A 1,937-nucleotide genomic window follows, 5' to 3' on the forward strand; every position below is an offset into this window, starting at 1 on the left:
CCCGTCCGCCGCCGGACGCCCCCATTCCGTCGCCTCGGTCCGCCGCCGAGCGCCCAGGAATACCCGTCGCACCCTCCTCGTTGTCGGATATAGTTCAACAATCAACAACATTGGAGTGAGCGACCATGACCATGGAGTTCGGGATCTTCTCGGTCGGCGACGTGACGGCCGACCCCACCACCGGCCGCACGCCGACCGAGCGTGAGCGGATCAAGGCCATGGTCGCCATCGCCCTCAAGGCGGAGGAGGTCGGCCTCGACGTCTTCGCCACCGGTGAGCACCACAACCCGCCGTTCGTGCCGTCCTCCCCCACCACGATGCTGGGCTTCATCGCGGCGCGCACCGAGCGGCTCACCCTGTCCACCTCGACGACGCTGATCACCACCAACGACCCGGTGAAGATCGCCGAGGACTACGCGATGCTCCAGCACCTCGCGGACGGCCGGATGGACCTGATGATGGGGCGCGGCAACACCGGCCCGGTCTACCCCTGGTTCGGCCAGGACATCCGCGAGGGCATCAACCTCGCGATCGAGAACTACGCCCTGCTCCACCGCCTGTGGCGCGAGGACGTGGTGAACTGGGAAGGGAAGTTCCGCACCCCGCTGCAGGGCTTCACCTCCACGCCCCGCCCCCTGGACGGCGTGCCGCCGTTCGTCTGGCACGGCTCGATCCGGTCCCCCGAGATCGCTGAGCAGGCCGCGTACTACGGCGACGGCTTCTTCCACAACAACATCTTCTGGCCCGCCGACCACACCCGCCGGATGGTCGAGTTCTACCGCACCCGCTACGCCCACTACGGGCACGGCCGCCCCGAGCAGGCGATCGTCGGGCTCGGCGGCCAGGTGTTCATGCGGAAGAACTCCCAGGACGCGGTCCGCGAGTTCCGCCCCTACTTCGACAACGCCCCGGTCTACGGCCACGGACCGTCCCTGGAGGACTTCACCCGGGACACCCCGCTGACCGTCGGCTCCCCGCAGCAGGTCATCGAGCGCACGCTGTCCTTCCGCGAGGTGGCCGGCGACTACCAGCGCCAGCTGTTCCTGATGGACCACGCCGGCCTGCCGCTGAAGACCGTGCTCGAGCAGCTCGACATCCTCGGCGAGGAGGTCGTCCCCGTGCTCCGCGAGGAGTTCGCCAAGGGCCGCCCGGCCGACGTGCCGGACGCCCCGAGCCACGCCGCGCGGGTCGACCGGGCCCGGGAGCGGGCCGCCGCCGAGGCCGCCGAGGCCACCGCCCCCGCCACCACCGCCGTCACCGCACCCGAGAAGGAGGCCGCACGATGAAGCTGGTCGTCGTCTCGGCGGGCCTGAGCGTCCCGTCGTCCACCCGCCTGCTGGCCGACCGTCTGGCGCAGGCCACCGCCGACCGCACCGGTGCCGAGGTCACGGTGGTCGAGCTGCGCGACCTCGCCGTGGAGATCGCGCACAACTTCACCAACGGCTTCGCCGGCCGCGAGCTCGCGGCCGCCCAGGAGGCGGTGGCGGCCGCCAACGGGCTGGTCGTGGTCACCCCGGTCTTCTCGGCCTCCTACAGCGGACTCTTCAAGGCCTTCTTCGACGTCCTCGACCAGGACGCCCTCGACGGCAAGCCCGTGCTGATCGCCGCCACCGGCGGCTCGGCCCGCCACTCCCTGGTCCTGGACCACGCCCTGCGGCCGCTCTTCTCCTACCTGCGCGCCGTGGTCGTGCCCACCGGCGTCTACGCGGCCTCCGAGGACTGGGGCGCCGAGGGCCTGCAGGAGCGGATCACCCGCGCGGCCGGGCAGCTGGCGGCGCTGATGACCGGCCCCGGCCGACTGCCCGCCGCCCGGGAGGCCCGGGAGGACGAGAGCGACGTCGTCCGCGTCGGCGACCTGGAGACCGTCCCCTTCGAACAGGCCCTCCAGGCACTGCGCCGCCCGTCCTGATCCCGTCCTGGCCTCGTCGTGCCCGCCC

The 1,937-nt window shown here is 71.8% G+C and carries 2 protein-coding genes; both read left to right on the top strand.

Translation table 11 applies throughout. From position 1 onward, the window contains the following. Positions 1-131: 131 nt before the first annotated feature. Entirely contained in the window at positions 132-1,286 is a 1,155-nt protein-coding gene (locus tag ACOV8S_RS18065; RefSeq protein WP_448318904.1) for an LLM class flavin-dependent oxidoreductase, read from the top strand. Next, entirely contained in the window at positions 1,283-1,909 is a 627-nt protein-coding gene (locus tag ACOV8S_RS18070; RefSeq protein ID WP_448318800.1) for an FMN reductase, read from the top strand. The genes ACOV8S_RS18065 and ACOV8S_RS18070 overlap by 4 nt, the downstream gene beginning before the upstream one ends. Positions 1,910-1,937: the final 28 nt, after the last annotated feature.

The organism is Streptomyces sp. CO7, from assembly GCF_053474865.1.